The following is a 22,268-nucleotide window of genomic DNA, read 5'->3' on the forward strand; positions in this document are numbered from 1 at the left end:
GCCGGTTCAAAGCAGGCGCCTGCTCCTGAAGTAGATCAGGGGGAGAATGATGGAAACGAGCATGACCGCCAGGGAGATGTAGTAGCCGTATTCGTATTCCAGGCCGGGCATGTTGGAGAAGTTCATCCCGTAAATGCTGGCGATCAGCGTGGGGGGCATGAAGACCACGGCCGCCACGGTGAAGATTTTTACGATTTCGTTTTGCTCAATGTTGATGAGGCCCAGAACGGCGTCCAGCATGAAGTTGACGTTGCTGGACAGGAAGTTGGCGTATTCGGAAAGGGAGGTGACGTCGCGGCTCAGGGGGCGGAGCTTGATGTACAGGGTGGAGTTGGTGTCGTCCAGGGCCTCTTCATTGCTGGCGTAGGTGAGCAGGCGCAGAAGGTTGACCAGACAGTCGCGCTGGCGTGTCAGGAGGTCGCCCACCCTGCCAAGGTCCTGGAGGATGAGGCGCAGAGCGCTGGAAACGGGGGCCCTTTTGTTGGATTTGATTTCCGGTTCGTCCCTGCGGAAGATGTTTTTGGAGAGGCGGTCCAGTTCCGCGCCGAAGCGTTCCAATACGTCCGCCTGGCGGTCCACGATGGTTTCCAGCAGTCCGGTGAAGACCTGGTCGCGGCTGATCTGCTTCTGGCGCAGGAGCTGGTGGGAGAAGACCCGGAAGGAGTAGGAGTCGGAATGGCGGATGGTGATGATCTTGGCCCCCATGAGGACGAAGGTGATTTCCGAAAGGGAGGGGGATTCCGTATCCACCCGGCTGAGAACCGTGGTGGTCATGAAGCGGGCGCCGTCTTCCGTGTACAGGCGGCTGGTGGCCTCAATTTCCCGCATTTCATCGTAGGTGGGCATCTCCAGGCCGCAGAGGCGTTCCACGAATTTGATTTCCCCGGGTTCCGGCGTGAGAAGGTCAATCCAGAAGATGCTGTCAAAGTACTGTGCTTCCGCATCCACCTGGGTGGTGCGCTCAATGCCTTCCGGGGTTTGACGATAAAGTCGAATCATGCCGTTGATGTCGGTAGGGGTGGTGGAACGGTTCCGCGCATGATGTCGAGTGACACCCAACGGGCCGTATGATGCCCTGTTTTTACGGGGAAGGAAAGTAAAATAAGTGACAAAAAGGCCCGGTTCCCAAGCGGGGAACCGGGCCTTCCGGAAAAAGGAAAGGAGATGTCGCCGCTTAGGCGTTTTCCTTGACGACCACCTTCAGGGTGGCTTCCACCTGGGGATGAACCTTGATCACGACGGCGTGCTCGCCTTCGCTCTTGATCGGCTTTTCAAGTTCGATCGCGCGGCGGTCCACTTCCACGCCCTGTGCGGTGAGGGCTTCGTGAATGTTCTGGTTGGTGATGGCGCCGAACGCCTTGCCGCCCTGGCCCACTTCGAGGACGAGGTCCACGGTCAATCCGTTGATCTTAGCGGCCACTTCCTGGGCGGCGCTGAGTTCTTCCGCTTCGCGCTTGGCGCGGGCGGCTTGAAGATTGGCGATGAAACGGCGGTTGGAAGCCGTTGCTTCGTGGGCAAGACCCTGAGGGATGAGATAGTTGCGGCCATAGCCAGCCTTAACGGTCACCAGGTCGGCTTCCGCGCCGAGTCCTTCAATTTTTGTTGCGAGAATTACTTCCATCGTTGCCATGGCTAAAAAGAAATGGTTATTTGTGAGCGGTTGAATTAGTAAGTATTCGGCCCAATGTCAAGACAAGAGCGATAAAAAGGGAGTTTTTTTTCCGTTTCCGGATGAAAAATGCAGAAGGGTGTCATGATGCGTGACATTGCGCTTGCTTCACGGAGCGCTAGTATGTAGGGAAAGGAACCGCACCTGTCGCGTCCGCTCCCGTCGGGGAGAGTCCGCAGCGGTTTCATTTCAGATATTTGATCTTATGGCTATTCAGCGCGCATTGATATCCGTTTCCGACAAAACCGGCCTTGAGGAGTTTGCCAAGGGCCTGCACGAGTTTGGAGTAGAGTTGATTTCCACCGGCGGCACCGCCGCTTTCCTCAAGAGCCTGGGGCTTCCGGTGATTGAAATTTCCGATTACACCGGGGAACCGGAATTGTTTGAAGGCCGTCTCAAGACCCTGCACCCGATGGTGCACGGCGGCCTGCTGCACCGCCGCGACAATGAGGAGCACGTCCGCCAAGCGAAGGAGAACGGCATCAAGCCCATCGACCTGGTCTGCGTGAATTTGTATCCTTTTGAAGAAACCGTCGCCAGGCCGGACGTGACGCTGGAGGAAGCCATTGAAAAGATCGACATCGGCGGTCCGTCCATGCTCCGCTCCGCCGCCAAGAATTACGCGTCCGTCACGGTGGTTTCCGATCCCGCGGATTATCCCCGCATTCTGGATGAAATGCAGACCCACAAGGGGGACACCACTCTCAAGACCCGCGAGAACCTGGCGGTGAAGGTGTTCATGCGCACGTCCAATTACGACAACGCCATCACCAATTATCTGGGCCACCAGAGCGCGGAAAGCACCAAGGGGAGCTTTTGCATCTGCGCTCCCCTGTACCAGGAACTGCGCTACGGCGACAATCCCCATCAGGAAGCCAGCCTGTACGGCAGTTTCGGGGATATTTTCCACCAGCTCCAGGGCAAGGAGCTTTCCTACACGAACGTGCTGGACATCGAAGGCGCCGCCGAGCTGATCACCCAGTTCCGCCGCCCGACCGTGGGCATCCTGAAGCACACGAACCCCTGCGGCGTGGGCCAGGACGACGAGGACCTGCGCAACGCCTGGCAGAAGGCTTTTGAGACGGACACCCAGGCTCCCTTCGGCGGCGTGATCGTGATCAACCGTCCGATGACGGAAGGACTGGCCCGCGTGCTGAGCGCCATTTTCACGGACGTGATCATTGCCCCGGAATACGACGCGGAAGCCCGCGCCATTCTGCAGAAGAAGAAAAACTGCCGCATTATCCGCATGAACACGGAAGCCTGGATGAAGGCGCGGCAGGAGCCCATCATCCGCTCCGCTCCCGGCGGCTTCATGACCATGAAGCGGGATACGGACGTGATGGGTCTGGATAATCTGGAAGCCAAGGTGGTGACCAAGCGTCCGCCGACGGAAGAAGAACTGACGGCCATGCGCTTCAACTGGCGCGTCGTGAAGCAGGTGCACTCCAACGCCATCGTCTTCGGCGGCACGGACCGCACGCTGGGAATCGGCGCTGGGCAGATGAGCCGCGTGGATTCCGCCCGCATTGCCGTATGGAAGGCGGGGCAGGCCGGCCTGGACCTGAAGGGCAGCGTTGTGGCGTCCGACGCCATGTTCCCGTTTGCCGACGGACTCCAGGTGGCCATTGACGCCGGAGCCACCGCCTGCATTCAGCCCGGCGGTTCCATCCGGGACGAGGAAGTAATCGCCGCCGCGGACGACGCGGGCATCGCCATGGTGTTCACCGGGCACCGCCATTTCCTCCATTAATTTGAATGATCGGCTCCGTTCCCTTGTCTTAAGACCCATATGTTGCTAGGTGTAAATATAGACCACATTGCCACGCTGAGGCAGGCCCGCTATGCGACCATGCTTGATTCCTTCAACGTGGAACCCAGCGTTTTGGACGCCGCCTACGCGGCGCAGAGGGGCGGAGCCGATTCCATCACCATCCACGTCCGCGGCGACCGCCGCCACATGCAGGACGCAGACGCCCTGAGGGTGCGGGAGAGCGTGGCCCTTCCCCTGAATCTGGAGATGGGGAACACCCCGGAAATGGTGGATTTTGCTCTCCAACTGAAACCGGACTATATTTGCATGGTTCCGGAAAAGCGGGAGGAAATCACGACGGAAGGCGGCCTGGACGCCGTATTCCATGAAAAGGAGCTTTCTTCTACCCTGGCCAGAATGGCGGACAACGACATTCAGGTGAGCCTGTTCATTGATCCGGACCTGCCCCAGGTGGAAGCCGCCGCGCGCCTCGGCGCGCCCATGATTGAGCTGCACACCGGGTGTTTTGCCAACAACGACGGAAAAAAGCGCACCGCGGAACTGGCCCGTCTGAAACGCGCCGCGGAATTGGCGCATTCCCTGGGCATCCAGGTGAACGCCGGGCACGGCATCAATTACCAGAATCTGGAGCAGCTGATGAACGGCGTGCCTCACCTGCATGAGCTGAACATCGGCCATACGATCGTGTCCCGCGCCCTGTTTGTGGGGCTGGAACAGGCCGTGCGGGAAATGCGCCAGGCGATCGACCGCCTGAGCTGAGCTTTTTTCTTAATCCCTTCCGTTTTTAAAGGAAATGAACCGCATCGTGGGACTGGGAATGGACCTGGCGGACCTGGACCGTGTGCGCCAGGCCCTGCAGAAGAACGGAGAGGCGTTTGCTCTGCGCATCTGCACGCAGGATGAATGGGCCTACTGCCGGAAACACGCGGACCCCGTACCGCGGCTCGCCGCCCGTTTTGCGGCCAAGGAAGCCGTGGCGAAGGCCCTGGGAACGGGAATCGGGGAAAAATGCGCCTTCACGGATGTGGAAGTGGTGCGCAATGATGCGGGAGCTCCATCCATCCTCCTGCACGGCTCCGCCGGAGTGACGGCTCGGGAGCAGGGCATCACAGGCTGGCTTCTGACCATGACCCATTCCCGCCTGAGTGCCGCCGCCACTGTCATCGCTCTGGGCGAAGCCCCGGAATTTTCCTGACGCGGACAGGAGCGGCGCAAGTTTTTGCCGCACCCGGAATCATTTTACCTGGCGCCAAGCCGGCGGGAACGTATCCGGCCCTGCTTCCCGATCTGTCATGGAACCAGCTGGGCAGAGGAGTGCCGTCGGTGTCGAACGGGCCGCCTCTTCCATGGAACTGATCCGCGGCCCTGAATCTGGACCGGAGCATATGAACAGCGCTCTTTCCGGGGGCTTTGTCCAGCAGGGGCAGCGGCGGCAACCGTCTTCTCCTGCTTTCCTCCTATTTTTCAAACGGAATATAAACTGTTTTCCCTCCTGCCCGGTGAAAAATTTCCAGTCCTGCGCCTCGGAAATTTCTCCCGGATACTTTTTCAACGGCGCCGGGGAACATCAGCCGGAGAGGGAGAATGACTCCATATCCGGTATCCTTGTCAGTTGCGGAACACTTTGAGTTCCTTCCTTCCGGTTATCGTAGAACAAGACCCGTTTGATATCCTCCGCCAGGAGGAACACCATGTTCTTACAGGTTTTCAAGATACTTGTTGGTGATTTGCGTATTCAGTTCGCGCAGGCTGGCCAGAATTTCAAAACTCGGCGCTTCGGCAAAATCGGTTTCCAGCTCGTTCACTCTCTTTTCATAGTCCGCCGCATGGCCGCCGTCCTCTTTCAGGATGGAGATATTTTTCCGGGTTTCATCCGCAAGCTCTGAAAACGTCTTCCGGTCGGGGACCGGGTTCCAATTGATGGACTTCAGGAAGCTTTCCACTTCCGGAACCGTCACGTTGAAGAATTCCGGATGGACCTCTTCCGGTTTCCGGTCTTTAAAATAACTGATGGCAAAGCTGAAGCTGTCCGACTCCGGTTTCAGCTCGAATTTGATGTCATCTCCATGAATCCGGAGCTGGCGGAGGGATTCTTTTTCAAAAACGATGAAAGTGCCGAATTCCTTGTAAGCATAACGGTTGAAGTTCATCACCCCGTTTCCCCCGGTCGTTTTCGTCAGAATCCAGTCCGGCTTTCCGCATGGCTTTGCCCCGGCTTCTTCTTTCAGGGCGTATTGTGACTCCAGTTCCGGCTTTCCGTAACCGTGAACAGGCGATGCCCATACTTCACCCAGTTGTCCGGGATAAGCGACCTTGACGAACAGCCAGTCCGGACGGTCCTTGAACTGCGCTATCCTGACGTCCAGAACACTATTTTCCGGACGGAACGTGAAGACAGCCATTTCCATCCGGCCGTTTTCCACGGTGTCAATTTTTTCCGCCACTTTCCGGTCCAGCAGCGTTTTGCCGTCCCTGCCAATCACGGCAAGGAAATTGACGGGGCTCCAGCTCCCGGGAGTATTGGGGTTTCTCCAGTATTCGATGCCGAATCTGAAATCCCCCCATTCCTGCTGAACCGGCTTGTTGTCATGGAGATGGGTAACGGTTCGGTAATTGATTTTTCCGTTGCCGAGGTTTATGGTATGGCGGGTCAGGAGGAAGGCAGTTCCCTTGCGGTCAAGCTGTTCTTCTTCCTTTTCAATGGAAGGCGCTGCGTGCAGCAGTGTGGCGCACAATCCGGCCAGGGAGGTCAGGACAGTCAGGGTGATTTTCTGCATGATTATTTTACCTCGATTTCGTGTTGAGTGTTCAAGCCTGTAGCTGCATCTTCAATGGAGATGCGGTAGATGCCGGGCAGGTCGTTGAAGGCGAAATCCAGCGGGTATTCCGTCTTGCCGTAGATGGTTTTGCTGCGGTGCAGCATTTCCTTGCCGTCCGGGGCCGTTACCGTAATCCGGTACGCGCGTTCCCGGGGATTGGCCGGTCCGGAAATCTTAAGCAGGGCACGGGCGCCTTTTGCCGCCTGGGCCGGAGCGGTTACCACGGGCGGCTGCTGCTCCCGGTCAAACAGGGCAAAGCAGCGGAACGGCACTTCAGAGAATTTAAAGACAAGCCGGTCTGACTTCCCGACCAGCCCTTTGCGGCATTCATAAATGTATTTTTCTTTCGGCAACTTGGCGGTGAATGATTTACCGAGGTCCTTTTCCTGGCCGAGGGCGCCCAGAAGTTCGAATTCTCCGGCCTTCCGGGGACGGACCATCAGGGTGTCGCTGAAATCGGGAATCACGGCCGGAGGACGGATGCCCACGCTCTTTACCACCTGGTCAAGGAACGCGTTCAGAGAGGAGCCGGTCCGGAAATTATTTTCCAGAACGGAGAGCGAGGCATTCAGCAGGATGGCATTTCCTTTGCCGGCCTTGTGGAGCCGCAGGCCCGGATTGCCGTGGACTGCATGCGCCTTTTCCCCCGCCAGGGCCAGGGCACCGCTTGTGCTCTCATAGGGTTGGATTTCGAGCTCTTTCGCCTGGTCGAACGTCAGGTCTCCGAAAAGTTCGCTCAAGGGGTTACTGGGGCGTTTTTTCAGGTTTTCGTTCAAGAGCGCAATGTTGGCGTCCGCCAGTACTGTGCCGCCGGATTTGACGAAATCCAGAATGGCCGCGCACTCTTTGTCGCTCAGGGAGGATGTTCCGCAAAGGAAGAGGAGCCGGGCGTTCTTCAGGCGTTCCAGGGTGTTGGGAGAGACGAAATTGAAGCCCAGTCCGCGCTGGTAGCAATACCGGAGCAGCGGATTCATGCTGGCGTCCGGGTTGACGCAGCGGCTGTCCGCCTGGGCGGCAGATTTGGAGGAGTGGCTGTAGTAGAAGAGAATGCCGGTATCCGGAAACGGCGTTTTGATCAGCAGCTGCGCGAGGCCGTAGCTCAGGTCATCGAGGTGGGGCATGTATTGGCGCAGGTATTCCGCCTCGGAAAGATCGCCGGAATGGCTGGTTTCCCCAAGGGCGGGGTTGATTAGGAACCAGGCGTGGCCGTTGATCGCTCCCTGGAGCAGGTGTTCCCAGAGTTTGTACGGATAGGATGAACGTTCCGCGCAATAGCCGCCCCACCAGATGGTACGGACCTGGTCCGCCCCGAAGGCGCGCAACGCCTCGTTTTCCTGCATGCCACTGTAAGGGCCCCAGAAGTCCAGCCCTTTGATCATTTCTTCGAGATTGCCGGGAGGGGAGCCTTCCGCGCCGACCCGGGCTCCGGGATGAACCTTTTTGATTTCCGAAGCCAGGAAATGATGCATGTCCACGTACATTTTTTCAATGTATTCCCGGTGGTCGTTGTAGGCGACCAGGTTTCCTTCTTTTTTGGCCTCGTCCAGCCGGAGGTGGGGCACTTCACTGAAGCCGGCGTAGGAGGCGCCGTATTCGAGGTTCAGGTTTTCAATGGTCTGGTACTTCCGCCGCAGGAAATTAGCGAACGGCTGTTTATCCGACTCTCCGAATCCGGCGTCGTAGGTGTAAAAATTCTCGTCGCCCAGGTTGTACAGCACAGGGCTCAGGTCTTTCAGGTATTCTGCCTGGCGCCGCAGATCGTCGGCCCAAAGCTTCCGGACCAATGGGTGGTAGAACGATTCGTCGCCGTTCAACGTACCCAGCCGCTCCATATTTTCTTTCTGTTCGGACCATAGCTTGCGCAATATCCTGGTTTCATTGTTTGGTCCGGCTTCCATCCCGATCCGGCAAATATACGGGCACAGTTTTTCGTTCCGCAGGGTGTTTTCAATATCTCCCTTGCTGAAAAATTGCAGCGATACGTTCCAGCCGAGGCGGTCGATAATCCTCTCCCCGAAGGCGGGGTTGAAGGTGCAGCCAACCTGCCCCCAGGTAAGCTGGAGGTAATCCTCCAGAGAATAGTCCGGGAAAATCACCGGTTTTTCCGCATGCGCCGCGTGGCCCCGGGCATCGTAAACGGTACAGCGCAGATAACCGCCGATGGTCGGCATCCGGTAATTTTCAAGGTCAAATGGGAACTCTTTCTTTCCGGCCTCCAAAGGTAACGTCTTGCTGAACCATACATTGCGGTAGGGGGCGTCCATCAGCTCCACTTTGACGGAGTAACCGTTCTGCGCGGGCGAAGCCAGTTTCAGCGTGCCGGAAAAGGGGCCGCGGTTCTGCACCAGCCTGGGCGCTTCCACCGATACGGCCCCGAAAGCGGATTCCACCGTAAAGGGAAAGGCGCCGAAGTTGACCAGCGCGCCATTCCGGCGGACCAATACGTCCGCGGTATATTTTCCCGCCGGAAGGTTCGTGAAATCAAGGCTGTTCCGGATGACGGAATTATCCGTCTGCCGGATACGGCCCTCGACGGTGGTTTTCTCCGGAGAGGCCACGACAAATTTGCCGCTGTCCTGCCGTACTGAAAATGCCGGCAGTTCTACTCCGCTGGCGTAATAGAGCACCTGGGCCAGAAAAGCCTGCGACGTTTCATAGAGAAAGAGCCAGTCCGTGGTGTAGTCGAAGTACGGCGTCAGCCCCACTCCTGCCCGGTAGCCCGCGCCATAATCGACTTCGACGATCCGGCCATGGCCGAACTGCCAGGCGTTGAAAATACGCGATTCAAAATTTTCCGGCCTGCTTCCGGGCAGGCCGTTGCTTCCGGCAACCCATTCAGGCCGGGGCAACGGTTTGGCGTACGGTTTTTTATAAGGCAGTTTCTTAAGTTCGGACCAAGGTTCACTGGATTGAATCCGGACCAGGCCGGTTCCGTTCCGCACCATCGACATCAGGCGGAATTTCTGCTCATCCGGCAGGATCGCAAAATCGACGTTTGCCACGACCACCAGATCATAATCCTTTGCCAGTTTGTCGGCCAGTTCCTGATGTTTGTCGGCGGTGCTCAGCCCCGCAATCGGATTGCTGTAAATATCGTCCGCTCCGATGCTATGTTCATTGGCTGTGAGAACCACTTCATATTCAAAGCCAGGGAAGCGCTGAACCAGCTCAATGATCTCGCGCGAGGCCGTCTGCTGCATGATAAAAAGTATTTTCTTATGGGGAAGCTCGCCTTTTTCATCCCATGCGGCATGGGGCGTTTTCAGGGTCATTCCGGCCTCATTCATGTAAGTGCCGTCCAGTTTGCCGAATACAGGAGTAACAAGTCCCGTCAGCAGGATGCAGAGCAGCAGTGGTAATCGTTTCATCAATTGATGGTCTTTCTTTTTCGAATTAATTCAGGCTTTCTTCCAGGGCAATTTTCCATTTGAGCGCCGGCAGCGTTCTTTCAGGACGTAAAAGCGCCTTAATCCGCTGACCGTGGTTTTTTCTTTCTCCGGGACGTTGCATTCAGATACCGGACATTTCCGCTTTGGCGGACAGGCCGCCGGCTATTTGTATTGTTATCCATCTTAAGCCAGGCATTACTCAAGCCGTCCCAGATAAATTCGGAGTTGATAAGTGAGCGCAGCATCATACCGGGAATGGCTTCCCAACATATGCCGCGGCTATAAAAAACCATGAAACACACGGCTGAACCTATTCCCTACTATACCCGTTTTCCCATTTCTTTCTTTCAGAAAACCCTAAATAAACATAATGTTTCAAGTTAAAATAGAGCTGCAAACCCAAAAAATGCTGAATATTATATTCAGGCGGAAAACGATTTTATTTTTTCTATTCATATCATCTCATTGCAGCTCTTTACGCCTTTTCATTCGCCCCGCCCCGATAGATGGAAAGACATGGCTACCTGCTATCTTTTAATGGGAAGCCGATAACGGGCAGAGATTTTTGACCATGCCGTGTGAGCGGGCCTGCCGCGGTCCCTAAGTGCATGTTGAGAAGATGGAGGGGAATGAAAAAGAGGCTGTCCCGTTCATGGGACAGCCTCTGCTGTTGAGTTGACGCTCAGTCAGGAGTTTCTCTGCTTAGGAGAAGCTCTTGATGAGGATCTGGCGCTGTTCTTCCAGTTCGGCCGGGAGCTTCTTGCCCACTTTGTCGAACAGTTCGGTCTGGCTTTCCAGTTCAGCCTTCCATTCGCTCGGGTTGAGAGCCATGTTGGCGTTGAACTGTTCTTCGCTGTAGTCTAGGCCGGTCTTGTCCAGCTCGTCATAGGTCGGGGAGACGCCCAGCACGGTCTTCTGGCCTTCCGCCTTGCCCTTGGAGCGGCGGAGGATCCAGTCGAGGACGCGCATGTTGTCGCCGAAGCCCGGCCAGATGAAGTTGCCGTCCTTGTCCTTGCGGAACCAGTTCACGTTGAAGATCAGCGGAGGATTGGCAACGGTCTTGCCCATGTCCAGCCAGTGCTGCCAGTAGTCGCCTACGTTGTAGCCGATGAAGGGAAGCATGGCCATCGGGTCGCGGCGGACCTGGCCGATAGCGCCAAAGGCGGCGGCGGTCATTTCAGAGCCCATCGTGGCGCCCACGTATACGCCGTGCGTCCAGTCGCGGGACTGGAATACGAGGGGCATCGTGGTGGCGCGGCGGCCGCCGAACAGGATCGCGGAGAGGGACACGCCTTCCGGGTTCTGCCATTCGGGGTCGATCGTCGGGCACTGGGAGGCGGGAGCGGTGAAGCGTGCGTTCGGGTGAGCGCACTTGCGGCCGCAGTCCGGGGTCCAGTCGTTGCCCTGCCAGTCGATGGCGTGGGCGGGGGCGGGGCCGTCCATGCCTTCCCACCAGACGTCGCCGTCGTCGGTCAGGCCGACGTTGGTGAAGATGACGTTTTTCTTGATGGTGTCCATGGCGATCGGGTTGGTCTTGTAGGACGTGCCGGGAGCCACGCCGAAGTAGCCGTTTTCCGGGTTGATGGCGTGGAAGGTGCCGTCTTCGTGCGGCCAGATCCAGGCGATGTCGTCACCGATGATGGAGGTCTTCCAGCCGGCTTCACGGTAGGAGGCGGGGGGAACGAGCATGGCCAGGTTGGTCTTGCCGCAGGCTGACGGGAATGCGCCGCCCACATAGGCCTTCGTGCCGTCCGGAGATTCAATGCCCAGGAGGAGCATGTGTTCAGCCATCCACTTGTTCTTGCGGGCGATGGCGGAGGCGATGCGCAGGGCCAGGCACTTCTTGCCGAGCAGGGCATTGCCGCCGTAACCGGAGCCGAAGGACCAGATTTCTTCCGTTTCCGGGAAGTGGCAGATGTATTTTTCTTCATTGCAGGGCCACGGCACGTCGATCTGGCCGTCTGCGAGGGGAGCGCCCACGGTGTGGAGGCAGGGAACGAAGGTTCCGTAGCCGTCGCGCTTCGGGTTGCCGCCGCCCTTGACTTCGTCTTCCAGGCGCTTGAGAACTTCCGCACCCATCTTGGTCATGATGCGCATGTTGACCACGACGTAGGGGGAGTCCGTGATTTCAATGCCGATCTTGGCCAGCGGGGAGTCCAGGGGACCCATGCAGAAGGGAATGACGTACATGGTACGGCCCTTCATGCAGCCCTGGAAAAGGCCCTTCAGCTTGGCCTTCATTTCAGCGGGGTCCGCCCAGTGGTTGGTCGGGCCGGCGTCTTCTTCCTTCTCGCTGCAAATGAACGTGCGGTCTTCTACACGGGCCACGTCCGAGGGAGTGGAGCGGGCGAGGAAGCATCCGGGACGCTTCTCGGGGTTCAGTTTGATAAAGGTGCCCTTTTCTACCATCATGTTGCAAAGCTCATCATTTTCTTCCTGAGAGCCGTTGCACCAATAGATGGAGTCGGGTTGGCAAAGCTGGGCGATTTCTTCGACCCACTTCTTAGCTGCTTCGTGAGTGGTACTCATGGTGAGAATAGTGTATGCACGGAAATGGCTGTTGGCAAGTCTCCCGTGCGGCTTTTTACGGGTCTGCCTGTTGATGATTCAATGTCTCCGGGAAAATGTTTCGGTCCATGATTGCGGATGGCCGCATCATGGCATGAACGTCTTCAAGAGGGATTTTTCCAGTTCCGGAGTTTATCGCGTTACATGGATCTGGGCACCCATCTGGTGACTTCCTTTCCGGCAAGTTTTGAACTGATGACGTAGGAGCCGGTCCGGATATAGTTTTTCATCAATTCCTTGTTGAATATCTCCTGTGTTTCCAGTAGGGAAATGGCATCCGTATAGATAACCTTGTACTTTTTCCTGTTAAGGTCTTCAATGAGCTGCTTCTGGAATTGTTCATTTTGGGCGTTTACTCCGCCAAGAAGTTCCCGGAAGGACCCCGGAGAGGTGTTCAGGGTATGGTAGTATTCTAGCTGTCCCGGATCAGAGGCCTGGCGGAACAGGGAGATTTCCAGAAATGAGGTCATGGGGCACCCCAGCACGTACTGGCGTCCGTGTTCCTGCATCTCCTTTTGGATCATGGCGATGTTATCCCAATGATGTTTCTTTTTCGTCCTGTTGATGTCGGCGGTGGTTTGGATAGCAACGAGGGCGAGAAGCGCTATGGCAATCGTAAATAGACCGTTTTTCTGGTTTTTAGCCAGGAGGATGGAACCGCACAGGCAGGCTGGGGTCAACAGAATGTGAACATAATACATGAGTCCGATCGCGCCCCCATGGCCGCCTACTTTTACGATGGCGAGAAAAGCCAGGATGAAAGCGCTTATAATAAACAGGAAATACGGAGATGGCTTGGCCGTTTTTTCCTGTTCAGGTTTGGTGGAGTCAATGATGGCCTGTTTGTAAAAGATCCAGAAAAGAGGGATGAGAAGGATCACAAACTGGCTTAATTTGATCCAGAAAAGAGGCAGAGTTTTCCGGAATGGCTGCTGAGCTACAAAGTGATGGAGGATGGCGTAACGGGTTTCATCCAGCAGGAAACAAAGCGAAACCAGTGCTACTGATGCGACCATGAAGAAAGAAAGTTTGAGCCATTTATGTTTGTTTTCTAGGAAGATGAAGGCAAGCGCTCCATAGACAAGGGAGAACAGGAAATACTGTTTCGTCAGGAATGAGGCAGCCACCAGCACGGCCAGAAGAAGTGTCTTGCCCCTGAATGAATACAGGGAAAGAAGCAGGATGGCGTTGGTTAAGGCCATTCCGAGGAAGTTGGGCGGTCCCATGTTGGAGGGTGCTATGCTCAACAGGCAGTTCAAATAGATGAGTCCGGTGGCCAGGAGCGTTTTTCCAGCAGCCGGAATGTTCAGCAGGAGGAAAAGCCTTTTCTGGATGATGATAAAGAGAATAAAGGCTATGACCATGAATGAATAGGATGCTACTCTGTTGAGAAATATGGGGTCCCATGAATCAGGGAGGAAGGAAAGCAGCCATGGCTGCAGTAAACCGTACAGGTAAATACTGCCGGGGAAATGGGACATGTCAAAGAGTGCCCCGCTTCTGATATTTAGAATGGCGGCGACGTTTGCCATTTCCCGGTATTCGTTCAGAGGGGATGAAAAGACGGTTTGAGTGACTTTGATCAGGGAAATAACGATGGCGATGAAGGAGATGATGAATAAGGCGGTGGTGATCTTTTTTTTGTTTCCCAATCCCTGAAGGTCGTCGTTGCCGAACATGATGTTTCTTATCAGGCGATAATAGTGTGCAAGGGTGTTCATGTTTTTGAGTCGGGATGCGGGTGAAAACTAGTGAATTGATTTTTAGTCGTCAAGGTAATAGCGGCGTCTTTGTTTCTTCATCAAAAATGTTTTAACATGGGAAAGGCGGTGGAAAAGGGAGGGAATGAATCGAATTTGCCGATGAAGATAATTGAATTTCTGTCAATGCCTGCCGGATTGGACATTCCGGGATGTAATGAAGGAGTGATTTGACAGGGAAATTGCTTGCCAGTTTGCATTGGATAGTCTAGGGAAGAATCATGAATGTTAGAAAGTTGATGGCAAAAGCGGCGTTTCTGGCGCTTCCCGCTCTGTTTGCGGCGTGTTCGGATACTTCCCGGCCTCCCGCCATCAGCTTCAGGATCAGTAATGCTCCCCCCGTGCCGCGCACCATGTCCCAGATGGCCGGGGAAGTGCGCATTGAGCGGGATTTCATGTCCCCGCGCTCCCGCGCGCGCCGCGCGGCCCGTTCCATGAAGCCGCGCTTCATCACCATCCACAGCACGGCCAATCCCACCGGGGACGCCGCCGCCCATTCCCGTGCCCTGAAAAGGGGGGCGATGGGTTCCCTGAACTGGCATTTCACCGTGGACCAGTACCACGCCATCCAGCACATCCCCCTGAATGAAACGGGGCGGCACGCGGACCGCGGCGGCCCGGGTGACATGTATTCCATCGGCATTGAGATGGGGGAGGTCCGGTCCCACAATCCCATCGTGACCTGGAACCGTTCCGCCAAGCTGACGGCGGTGCTGATGAAGCAGTACAATATTCCCCTTCGCAATGTGGTGCCCCATTATTACTGGACAGGCAAGAATTGTCCCGCCCCCCTGCTGACCAACGGCAGGCCCGGGTACAAATGGAGCTGGTTTGTGTCCCGCGTGGATTATTACAGGCGCTGCCTGGAAACGAAGCCCGCTCCGGCGGCGCACTGATGCGGGCCGCCTGGTGCATGAGTTGTGAGGAAAGCGCCTGGAACAATGGCCGGCAATCTGCTTCTGACATCCCCCCTGGAGGCCTGCTCCTTCATTCGTCCCAAGGAACTGGCGGCGATGCAGGCGGCCGGAATGGCCGCTGTACGGGACCTGCTGTTCATGCTGCCCCGCAGGTATGAGGACCGCCGGATGTTCGACCGCTATGATTCCCTGTCCTCCGGCGCGCCCGTCTGCCTCCGCGGCCGGGTGGTGGACGTAGGCTGGAAAGGCTGGGGAGGGAAGGGCGGCAAGGGGCGCGGCAGGTACGTGGAAGCCGTCCTGGAGGATGAACAGTCCCTGGGGAATGCCCGTTTTTCCTGCCTGTGGTTCAGCATGCCGGGGATTGCCCGGATGCTGTGCGCCGGGCAGGAGATGATCGTGTACGGGCGCATGAAGCCCTACGGGAAGAAGTTGAGCATGGTTCATCCGGATTTCGAGTTGATCCGGGAGGGGGAGGACAATTCCATCCACCTGAACCGCATCGTGCCCGTGTACAGCGGCAGGATGGGCATTCCCGTGCGCAGGCTGCGGGAGATCGTCTGGGAGGCGTTGGAGCAGTTGTCTCCGGAACCGGAACCTGAGATTTATGAATTTGTGCCCGGCGTTCCGTGCAAGACGGCGCTGCGCGACCTGCATTTTCCCGGTTCCGCGGAAGCGCGGGACAAGACGAGGCGGCGCTTTGCGCTGGAGGAGTGCCTGGCCCAGCAGTTGAACGTGGCCTACAGGCGCCGCCGTGCGGAGGCGGTTCCCGGCATGCAGACGGCCGGTTCCAGCCTCCTGGTCCGGGATTTGGCGGCGTCCCTGCCTTTTGAATTGACGGAAGCCCAGAAGCGCTGCGTGCGGGAGATTTACCGGGACATGAAGGCCCCCCGTTCCATGAACAGGCTGCTCCAGGGGGATGTGGGGTCCGGGAAGACGCTTGTGGCGCTGTGCGCGATGCTGCTGGCCGTGGAACACGGGTATTCCGCCGTGATGATGGCTCCCACCCAGATTCTGGCGGAACAGCACTACCTGAAGTTCAGGCAGATGCTGGACAAGCTGGATGTTCCCGTTTCCCTGGTGACGGCGGAGAGGAAGGAGGAATCCCACATTTCATTCGGCGGTCAGGGCGGCATTGTGGTGGGAACGCACGCCCTCCTTTATGGGAAGAACGTGCCGGAACGTCTGGGCCTTGTCGTGATTGACGAACAGCACAAGTTCGGCGTGAATCAGCGGGAAAAGCTGATTGCGCGGGAGGAGAGGCCGGACGTGCTGGTGATGACGGCCACCCCCATTCCCCGGACGCTGACCCTGACTTTTTACGGGGATTTGGACGTTTCCATCCTGGACGGCATGCCGGGGGGCCGGGGAAAGGTGGTGACGGCCATCCGCACCGCGAAGGACAGGGAGAAGGTGGTCAAGTTCGTCAGGGACCAGTTGGAGGAAGGAAGGCAGATTTACGTGGTTTCCCCGCTGATTGACGGGGAGGAGTCCCGGAAGGGAAAGGCCGTGACGAAGGAGCTGGACGAATGGAAGGCCCTCTTGCCCCATGTGGACGTGGGGCTGCTGCACGGCAGGATGCCTGCGGAGGAAAAGGAGGCCGTTATGAAGGATTTCCGGGACAACCGGACCAGTGTGCTGGTTTCCACCACGGTGGTGGAGGTGGGCGTGGACGTGCCCAACGCTACGGTGATGATTATCAATAATGCCGAAAATTTCGGCCTCTCCCAGCTTCACCAGCTCCGCGGGCGCATTGGCCGCGGAGCGTACAAGTCCTACTGCATTCTGATGACGGAAGCCCAGCCCGGAGATGAACAGTGGGAAAAGCTGCACATTGTGGAAACCACGTCCAACGGGTTTGACCTGGCGGAGCAGGATTTGAAACTCCGGGGGCCGGGAGACGTGCTGGGAACTTCCCAGAGCGGCCTGAAGGGAGTGCGGTTTGAGGAATGGCTTTTGGACGTCCGGCTGATCCACCGCGGCAGGGAGCTTGCGGAAGCTATTCTGACGGAAGATCCAGACTTGAAATCCGCCAAATACCGCCCTCTCCGCTTTTTGTTAGAAAGCGGTGAAATGAAGCGGGTCGCCAATTAATATTATCATCTGCAATCCTTTTGCCGCCAGCTGGTAAGGAGTGTATGACAAATACGTTTTGCAACGGTTTGTGTATTGGAATGAATCTAAAGATGCAAAGAGGAACACCTCTTCTTTTAACCCGAACAACCGATAAAACAATGATTCAAACGTATCAAATACTCCCCGTGGTGGCGATCGTATGCTCCGCCTCCGCCATGGCCCAGAATGCGGTCGATCCCGTAGAGCTGGCTAAGCAGAATGTCGACCTGATTTCGTCCGCCAACAAGGTTCTGGACGACGTGAAGGACAATACGGCGGTCGCTATCGCCATCAAGCAGCTCGATGCTCTGACTCAGAAGGCCAAGCAATTGGACAAGTCCATGGAAAATGTGAAGCTCACTTCCCAACAGGCTATCCGGATTACCAAACTTAATGGAGATGTCCAGGATACCATCGTGGACCTGCTGGAAAATTGCCAACGCATTCAGAAGGACAAGCTCATGACGCCCGCCCTGCTCAAGGCGGTGAACAACTTTGCCGCTGCCGCCAATATTGAAGTGGTGGAAACGATTACGACCGTTGAGCAAATCGTGGAAGACTAGCCTGTAAATATTTATAAAGACCTTCAACTGGCAGGGCCGCTTCCTTGACGGGGAGCGGCCTTAGCATGTTCATGGAGGAGGATGAAAGTTCTTTTCCGCTTTTCCCGTAGAAGCCATTATGTTAAATCATTTTTTGCTTCTTTTGGTATCGTTCGGCTTATGCTACGCTGCTCTTGGAGAAAGCCTGCCTTCTTCACTAAAGGCGGAACCCCAGTACAGGAATGCCGCTTCCTACAGCTGGCAGGACAGGCATGAAGCTGTTGTCCGGCGCAACAGGGAGATTTGTCCGGAGTATGTTATCATTGGCGATTCCATTACCCATAAATGGGGTGGTGAACCGTCGGACAAGGTTTCCGGCCAGGGATATGATTCCTGGCGCTCACTTTTCGGAAGGTACAGAACCACTAATATGGGTTTTGGCTTCGATTATATTGATAATGCCTATTATCGTGTTTCTCATGGAGAACTTGATGGCCTTTCTCCGCGCGTGATCATTATGTTGCTTGGCACAAACAACATTGGGCACCGAAGGGATACGGCCCGGATATGCGCCGCCAACATGAAAGCCCTTGTAGAACTGGTAAAAAAGAAATGCCCCAATTCCAAGATTTTGCTGCTTGGCGTTCTCCCGCGCCAGGATATGGATTTTTGCATTCCGGTCATCAAGGAAACGAATAAGTTTTACAAACAGCTGGCTGACGGAAAAACCGTTTTTTTCGCCAATCCGGGAGATCTTTTGCAGGACGATCGTTCAGGGAGGGCCAACAAGAAATATATGTCTGATGGGGTTCATCTCAACGCCGCCGGATACAAAATACTTGGAGTAGAATTGCAAAAGATTTTGGCAGAGCTGGATCCCCTTTATACTCCAGAAGGAAGAACGGATCTGGTCTACATAGGAGATTCTATTACGAACAATTACTGCAAAAAGGAACCGCCGTTGCAGGATTTTCTCCCTATCTGGGAGGAATTTTATGGGCGCTATCATGCAAAAAACCTGGGTGTCAGCGGCAACCTGACCGGAGATGTTCTGGCGCGCATAGATAAGGGGATTCTGGACCACGTCAATCCCAAGGTTGCCATCATCATGATTGGTACCAACGACACGGGAAGAATGAAAACGGAGAAGGAAACTTTGGAGGGTATCCGGAAAGTAGTTTCTTCCGTACAGGCAAAGTTACCCGAAACTCATGTGATGCTTCTTGGTATTCTTCCCAGCGATATACGCAACTGGCATGTGCCGGGAGCCTCGGATCCCGGGGGAAAGTTTAAGAAGGACATGAGTATCAACAAACAACTGGCGGAACTGTACCGCGGCAGCCGGGATGTCACCTTTTTGGATATTAGCGGAAAATTCCTGAAGGAAGACGGGAGTGTTAATGAAGACCTCTTTTATGATCCTCAGATTGTAGTCATTAATGGAAAGAAGGCGGGTCCCCTTCATCCCAATACGAAAGGGCAGAGGCTGATGGCGGAGACCATCAAGCCTGTCTTGGACAAGATCATGGCGCGCTCTGTGCGTTGATTCGCCATTTAAATCCGGAAGGCGCTGGACAGAATGCCCAAGAGGATGAAGATGAGTTTCCCCCTTCCTTTACTCCATGCGGGGATTGGGATTGCGTGCAGGGACTAGGTATCCGGTGCCCGATTCCGTTCCCAGAGAAGGGAGCAGATTCATATGGCGCGGCAGGGATTTGGCCTGGAAAACGGTCGATGACGGGTCCAACATGTTGCCGAAGGTGATTGCCCCCATGGGGCAGGCAAGCTGGCAGGCAGTCTGAGCCGCTCCGTCCGGCAGAAGGAGGTCTTTGTCCGTGATGCGGATGGAGGTGGAGGGCTCCCCGGGATGTTCCTTCATCAGACGGGATTTGTGCCGGATTTTGGCGCGCTCCACCATCTGGACGCAATAGGTGCATTTCTCCATGACGCCGCGGGAGCGGACCGTCACATTCGGGTTGCGCTGAAGGTGCGTGGCTTCGTCCGATGCCTTGGCGTAGTCGAAGAAGTTGAAGCGACGCGCCTTGTACGGGCAGTTGGTGGCGCAGTACCGCGTGCCCCAGCATCGTGCGTACACCATGGCATTAAGCCCTTCCGTGGTGTGGACGGTGGCGTTGACCGGGCAGACGGATTCGCACGGCGCCTTGCCGCATTGCTGGCAGGCCACGGGAATGGCGGTCATGGCTCCCGTGTCCGTGAAGTACCTGTCGATGCGTATCCAGTCCAGGGCCCGCCCTTTCGCCATCTGGTCGCGGCCTACTACGGGAATGTTGTTTTCCGCCCGGCAGGCGACCATGCACGCGTTGCAGCCGATGCACCGTGACGTGTCAATGGCCATTTTCCATTGGTAAACGGTGTCCGCTCCGGGGGAGGTAAAAGGAGGGGAGAGGGAGCCGGCGGAGATTTGCGCGAACGGGGTGGGCTGGACGACCGGGCTTTGAACGGCTTCTGTCCGTTCCGGCAAGGGGCTCAGGCTTATCTGAGACAGGGAGATTCCGTAGCCGGAAAGGATAGGCGTTTCTTCAGATATGGTGTTTCCGTTTTCAGGTTTGGCGGCAATGGGGGGCAGATAGTAAGCGGTGCGATTCCTCAGGGCGTATCCGTCGGAATGTTCCTGCCCATCTGCGGAAGGGTTTAGGCCGCCGTACCCCAGCGGGAAGACGATCAGGCCGTCCGCCACGCCGGGAATGGGGCACAGAAGGGCTTCCGTCCGTCCCTGCGGGGAGTGGAGGACGCAGCGGGCTGGAGAGGAGTCTTTGCCGCCCAGCTTGCGGAAGGTGGAGGGAGAGACCTGTGCGGACGCCGCCCAGCTTGCGCCCGTGACGGGGTCCGGGCATTCCTGCATCCAGGCGTTGCGTTTCCAGCGGCCGTCCCCGATGCAGTAGTCCGGAAGGAATTGCAGTTCCAGCATGTCCTTTTCCTGAAGAAATTTTCCATAGTCGGACGCGTCCGGCAGAGAGGCCGCGGCCAGGGCCTTTGCCTGCCGTGCTTCCTCCTGCGGCGGCAGGGAGGCGTAGGCGGTTTCTTCCGAGTAGCCGCGCTGCAGGGCTTGCGTCCATGCGGCGGTCTTGTCCTCCGGATTGACGGCGCGTTCAAAGCACTTGCGCGCCCGGTGGTAAACAGGGGAAAGGTGGGAGGGGGAGTTGTCCGCCGTGATGAGGTGCCCTTTGGTGGAGAGCAGGCCGGAGAGGATTTCTTCCGTGGAGATGCCGCCGTACAGGGGCAGGATGACGGGCTGGCGGTAGCAGAACCTTCCGCGGCAGTCCCGTTCAATTCCCCATGATTCCAGGGGATGGGCCGCGGGCAGGTGCCAGCGGCAGGCCTGTGAGGTTTCGTCTTCGTACAGGCCCAGGTGGATGCTTTCCATCCGGCTCAGGGCGGCGGCCAGGGCGGTCCCTTCTCTGGCGTCCAGCACGGGATTTCCGGCGTCCAGCAGCAGGGCGATGTCCACGTTTTTCCGTTTCACGTCACGGAGGAAGTCGTCCAGGGTTCCGGGGGCTGGTGCGGCGGGTGCGTCCAGAAGCTGGATGCACGGGCCGATGGCTCCGAGAAGTTCGTTGATTTGCCAGACGCGGAGCGCCAGTTCCGGGCGGGATTCTCCCAGAAGGACCACGCTTTCCCCCGGATGGCTGCACAAGTCCTCCGCACAGTGCTTCAGCCATTCCTGTTCCCGGTTTGTCAGGGGAAGGGCGGAAATGCGAGTTTTTCCGGCAACAGGGTTGGAGGATTTTTTTTGGCGGATGTAAAAGTCCAGTTCTTCCAGAAAGACGCCCAGGCGTGCCGGAGATATGGGAAGGCGGTGGTCGGCATGGGCTCCCGTGAGGGAAACGCGGCCTTCCGCCGCGTAAAGACGCGTGCGGTTCCGGTTGTCTTCCTTGTAGTTCAGCCCTTCCGGAGAGCGGGCCGCGATGAATTCCCGCGTGTTGCCGTACGGGTTTTCATGCAGGAAGTCGCAGTCCAGAGCCAAGATGCGTCTGGCGCGCGCGAAGCGGATGCGGAAGCGGATGCCGTCCGGCAGGACCGCCTGCATGGCGTCGCCGGGGGCGGGAACGGGGGAGTACGCGTAGGTACGGACATGGGGGTTCTTCCTCCTGATTTCCTCCAGCATGGAGTGCAGCAGCGGAGAGTCCGAGGGAGGCAGAAGGATGCCGATGCGGCCGCCATCCCTCAAATTGCGTGACCATGAGGAAAAAGCCCCGCGGAATTCGTCTTCCGACGCCTGTTTCCCGTTGAAGAGAATGTGCCTGCTGCGTCCGGGATCGTAAAGGTCCAGAATGGAGGCCTGCACCGCGGCCGGCAGGCCGGGGCCTTCCGGGTATTGCAGGGAGGGCAGCAGCTTGACGGGCCTGCCTTCATAACATGCCGCCAGGACGGGCCGGGCGCTTCCCCCCAGGGACAGGCAAGTGGCGTAGGCCGTTTCCACGCCGGGAACGGACCATTCCGGCCCTTCGTTGTAGGGCACCAGGTATTTTTCCACGCGGCGGCAGGCGGGCAGCGCCAGGCCCATCAGGGCCGCTCCGGCCCCCATCCATTTCATGAAGGAACGGCGGGACATTTCCCGTTCTTCTTCCGGAAGAAAGGCGGGATGGTCATGCGGAACATCGTTCCGGAGGAATGGCGGCTGCGGAGTCAAATTGTGGTAGGCGTGGATGATTGATGAATGGGAACGGCTTTTTTTAGGAAATCCGGGGGGCGAAATC

14 protein-coding genes are annotated in these 22,268 nt (G+C 56.9%); 7 read left to right on the forward strand and 7 right to left on the reverse strand.

Going from position 1 to position 22,268, the window contains the following annotated elements; all coding sequences use genetic code 11:
• Positions 1 to 6: 6 nt before the first annotated feature.
• Both OQH67_RS08250 and rplI read right to left on the reverse strand, forming a co-directional pair.
• Complete coding sequence (locus OQH67_RS08250; protein ID WP_067570101.1) at positions 7 to 999, reverse strand: magnesium transporter CorA family protein; 993 nt, start codon at positions 997 to 999, stop codon at positions 7 to 9.
• 175 nt (positions 1,000 to 1,174) lie between these two features.
• Positions 1,175 to 1,630: a 50S ribosomal protein L9 gene (rplI, locus tag OQH67_RS08255; protein WP_067952013.1), complete on the reverse strand. Its 456-nt coding sequence runs from the start codon at positions 1,628 to 1,630 to the stop codon at positions 1,175 to 1,177.
• 244 nt (positions 1,631 to 1,874) lie between these two features.
• Here rplI and purH point away from each other — a divergent pair, with 244 nt between their 5' ends.
• The 3 genes from purH to acpS are packed head-to-tail and all read left to right on the forward strand — an operon-like array spanning position 1,875 to position 4,638.
• Positions 1,875 to 3,422, forward strand: coding sequence for a bifunctional phosphoribosylaminoimidazolecarboxamide formyltransferase/IMP cyclohydrolase (gene purH / locus OQH67_RS08260; RefSeq protein ID WP_215435850.1), 1,548 nt, complete (start codon positions 1,875 to 1,877; stop codon positions 3,420 to 3,422).
• 39 nt (positions 3,423 to 3,461) lie between these two features.
• Entirely contained in the window at positions 3,462 to 4,202 is a 741-nt protein-coding gene (locus OQH67_RS08265) for a pyridoxine 5'-phosphate synthase (RefSeq protein WP_215435849.1), read from the forward strand.
• Positions 4,203 to 4,236: 34 nt separating this feature from the next.
• Entirely contained in the window at positions 4,237 to 4,638 is a 402-nt protein-coding gene (gene acpS, locus OQH67_RS08270; RefSeq protein WP_215435848.1) for a holo-ACP synthase, read from the forward strand.
• A 502-nt stretch (positions 4,639 to 5,140) separates the two neighbouring features.
• Here acpS and OQH67_RS08275 read toward each other — a convergent pair.
• From OQH67_RS08275 to OQH67_RS08290, 4 genes are all read right to left on the reverse strand, one after another.
• On the reverse strand, positions 5,141 to 6,220 hold the full coding sequence (locus OQH67_RS08275; RefSeq protein WP_215435847.1) for a hypothetical protein: 1,080 nt from the start codon (positions 6,218 to 6,220) through the stop codon (positions 5,141 to 5,143).
• Positions 6,221 to 6,222: 2 nt separating this feature from the next.
• Positions 6,223 to 9,630 (reverse strand): beta-galactosidase, encoded by a 3,408-nt coding sequence (locus tag OQH67_RS08280; protein ID WP_215435846.1) that lies wholly within the window; start codon positions 9,628 to 9,630, stop codon positions 6,223 to 6,225.
• A 723-nt stretch (positions 9,631 to 10,353) separates the two neighbouring features.
• A complete protein-coding gene (locus OQH67_RS08285; RefSeq protein WP_215435845.1) occupies positions 10,354 to 12,180 on the reverse strand; it encodes a phosphoenolpyruvate carboxykinase (GTP) in 1,827 nt (608 codons plus the stop codon).
• A gap of 179 nt (positions 12,181 to 12,359) precedes the next feature.
• A complete protein-coding gene (locus OQH67_RS08290; RefSeq protein ID WP_215435844.1) occupies positions 12,360 to 13,940 on the reverse strand; it encodes a hypothetical protein in 1,581 nt (526 codons plus the stop codon).
• A gap of 260 nt (positions 13,941 to 14,200) precedes the next feature.
• On the opposite strand from OQH67_RS08290, the gene OQH67_RS08295 reads away from it, so the two are divergent.
• From OQH67_RS08295 to OQH67_RS08310, 4 genes are all read left to right on the forward strand, one after another.
• A complete protein-coding gene (locus tag OQH67_RS08295) occupies positions 14,201 to 14,875 on the forward strand; it encodes a peptidoglycan recognition protein family protein (RefSeq protein WP_215435843.1) in 675 nt (224 codons plus the stop codon).
• A 45-nt stretch (positions 14,876 to 14,920) separates the two neighbouring features.
• Complete coding sequence (recG, locus tag OQH67_RS08300) at positions 14,921 to 16,987, forward strand: ATP-dependent DNA helicase RecG (protein ID WP_215435842.1); 2,067 nt, start codon at positions 14,921 to 14,923, stop codon at positions 16,985 to 16,987.
• A gap of 140 nt (positions 16,988 to 17,127) precedes the next feature.
• A complete protein-coding gene (locus OQH67_RS08305; protein ID WP_067571778.1) occupies positions 17,128 to 17,571 on the forward strand; it encodes a hypothetical protein in 444 nt (147 codons plus the stop codon).
• Positions 17,572 to 17,689: 118 nt separating this feature from the next.
• The gene (locus OQH67_RS08310) at positions 17,690 to 19,096 is read left to right on the forward strand and encodes a GDSL-type esterase/lipase family protein (protein ID WP_215435840.1); all 1,407 of its coding nucleotides are present in this window, start codon (positions 17,690 to 17,692) and stop codon (positions 19,094 to 19,096) included.
• Between the two features lie 69 nt (positions 19,097 to 19,165).
• On the opposite strand, the gene OQH67_RS08315 is transcribed toward OQH67_RS08310, so the two are convergent.
• Positions 19,166 to 22,123 (reverse strand): 4Fe-4S dicluster domain-containing protein, encoded by a 2,958-nt coding sequence (locus tag OQH67_RS08315; protein ID WP_215458944.1) that lies wholly within the window; start codon positions 22,121 to 22,123, stop codon positions 19,166 to 19,168.
• Between the last annotated feature and the right edge of the window lie 145 nt (positions 22,124 to 22,268).

Origin of the sequence: Akkermansia biwaensis, assembly GCF_026072915.1 — a bacterium.
Classification (GTDB): domain Bacteria; phylum Verrucomicrobiota; class Verrucomicrobiia; order Verrucomicrobiales; family Akkermansiaceae; genus Akkermansia; species Akkermansia biwaensis.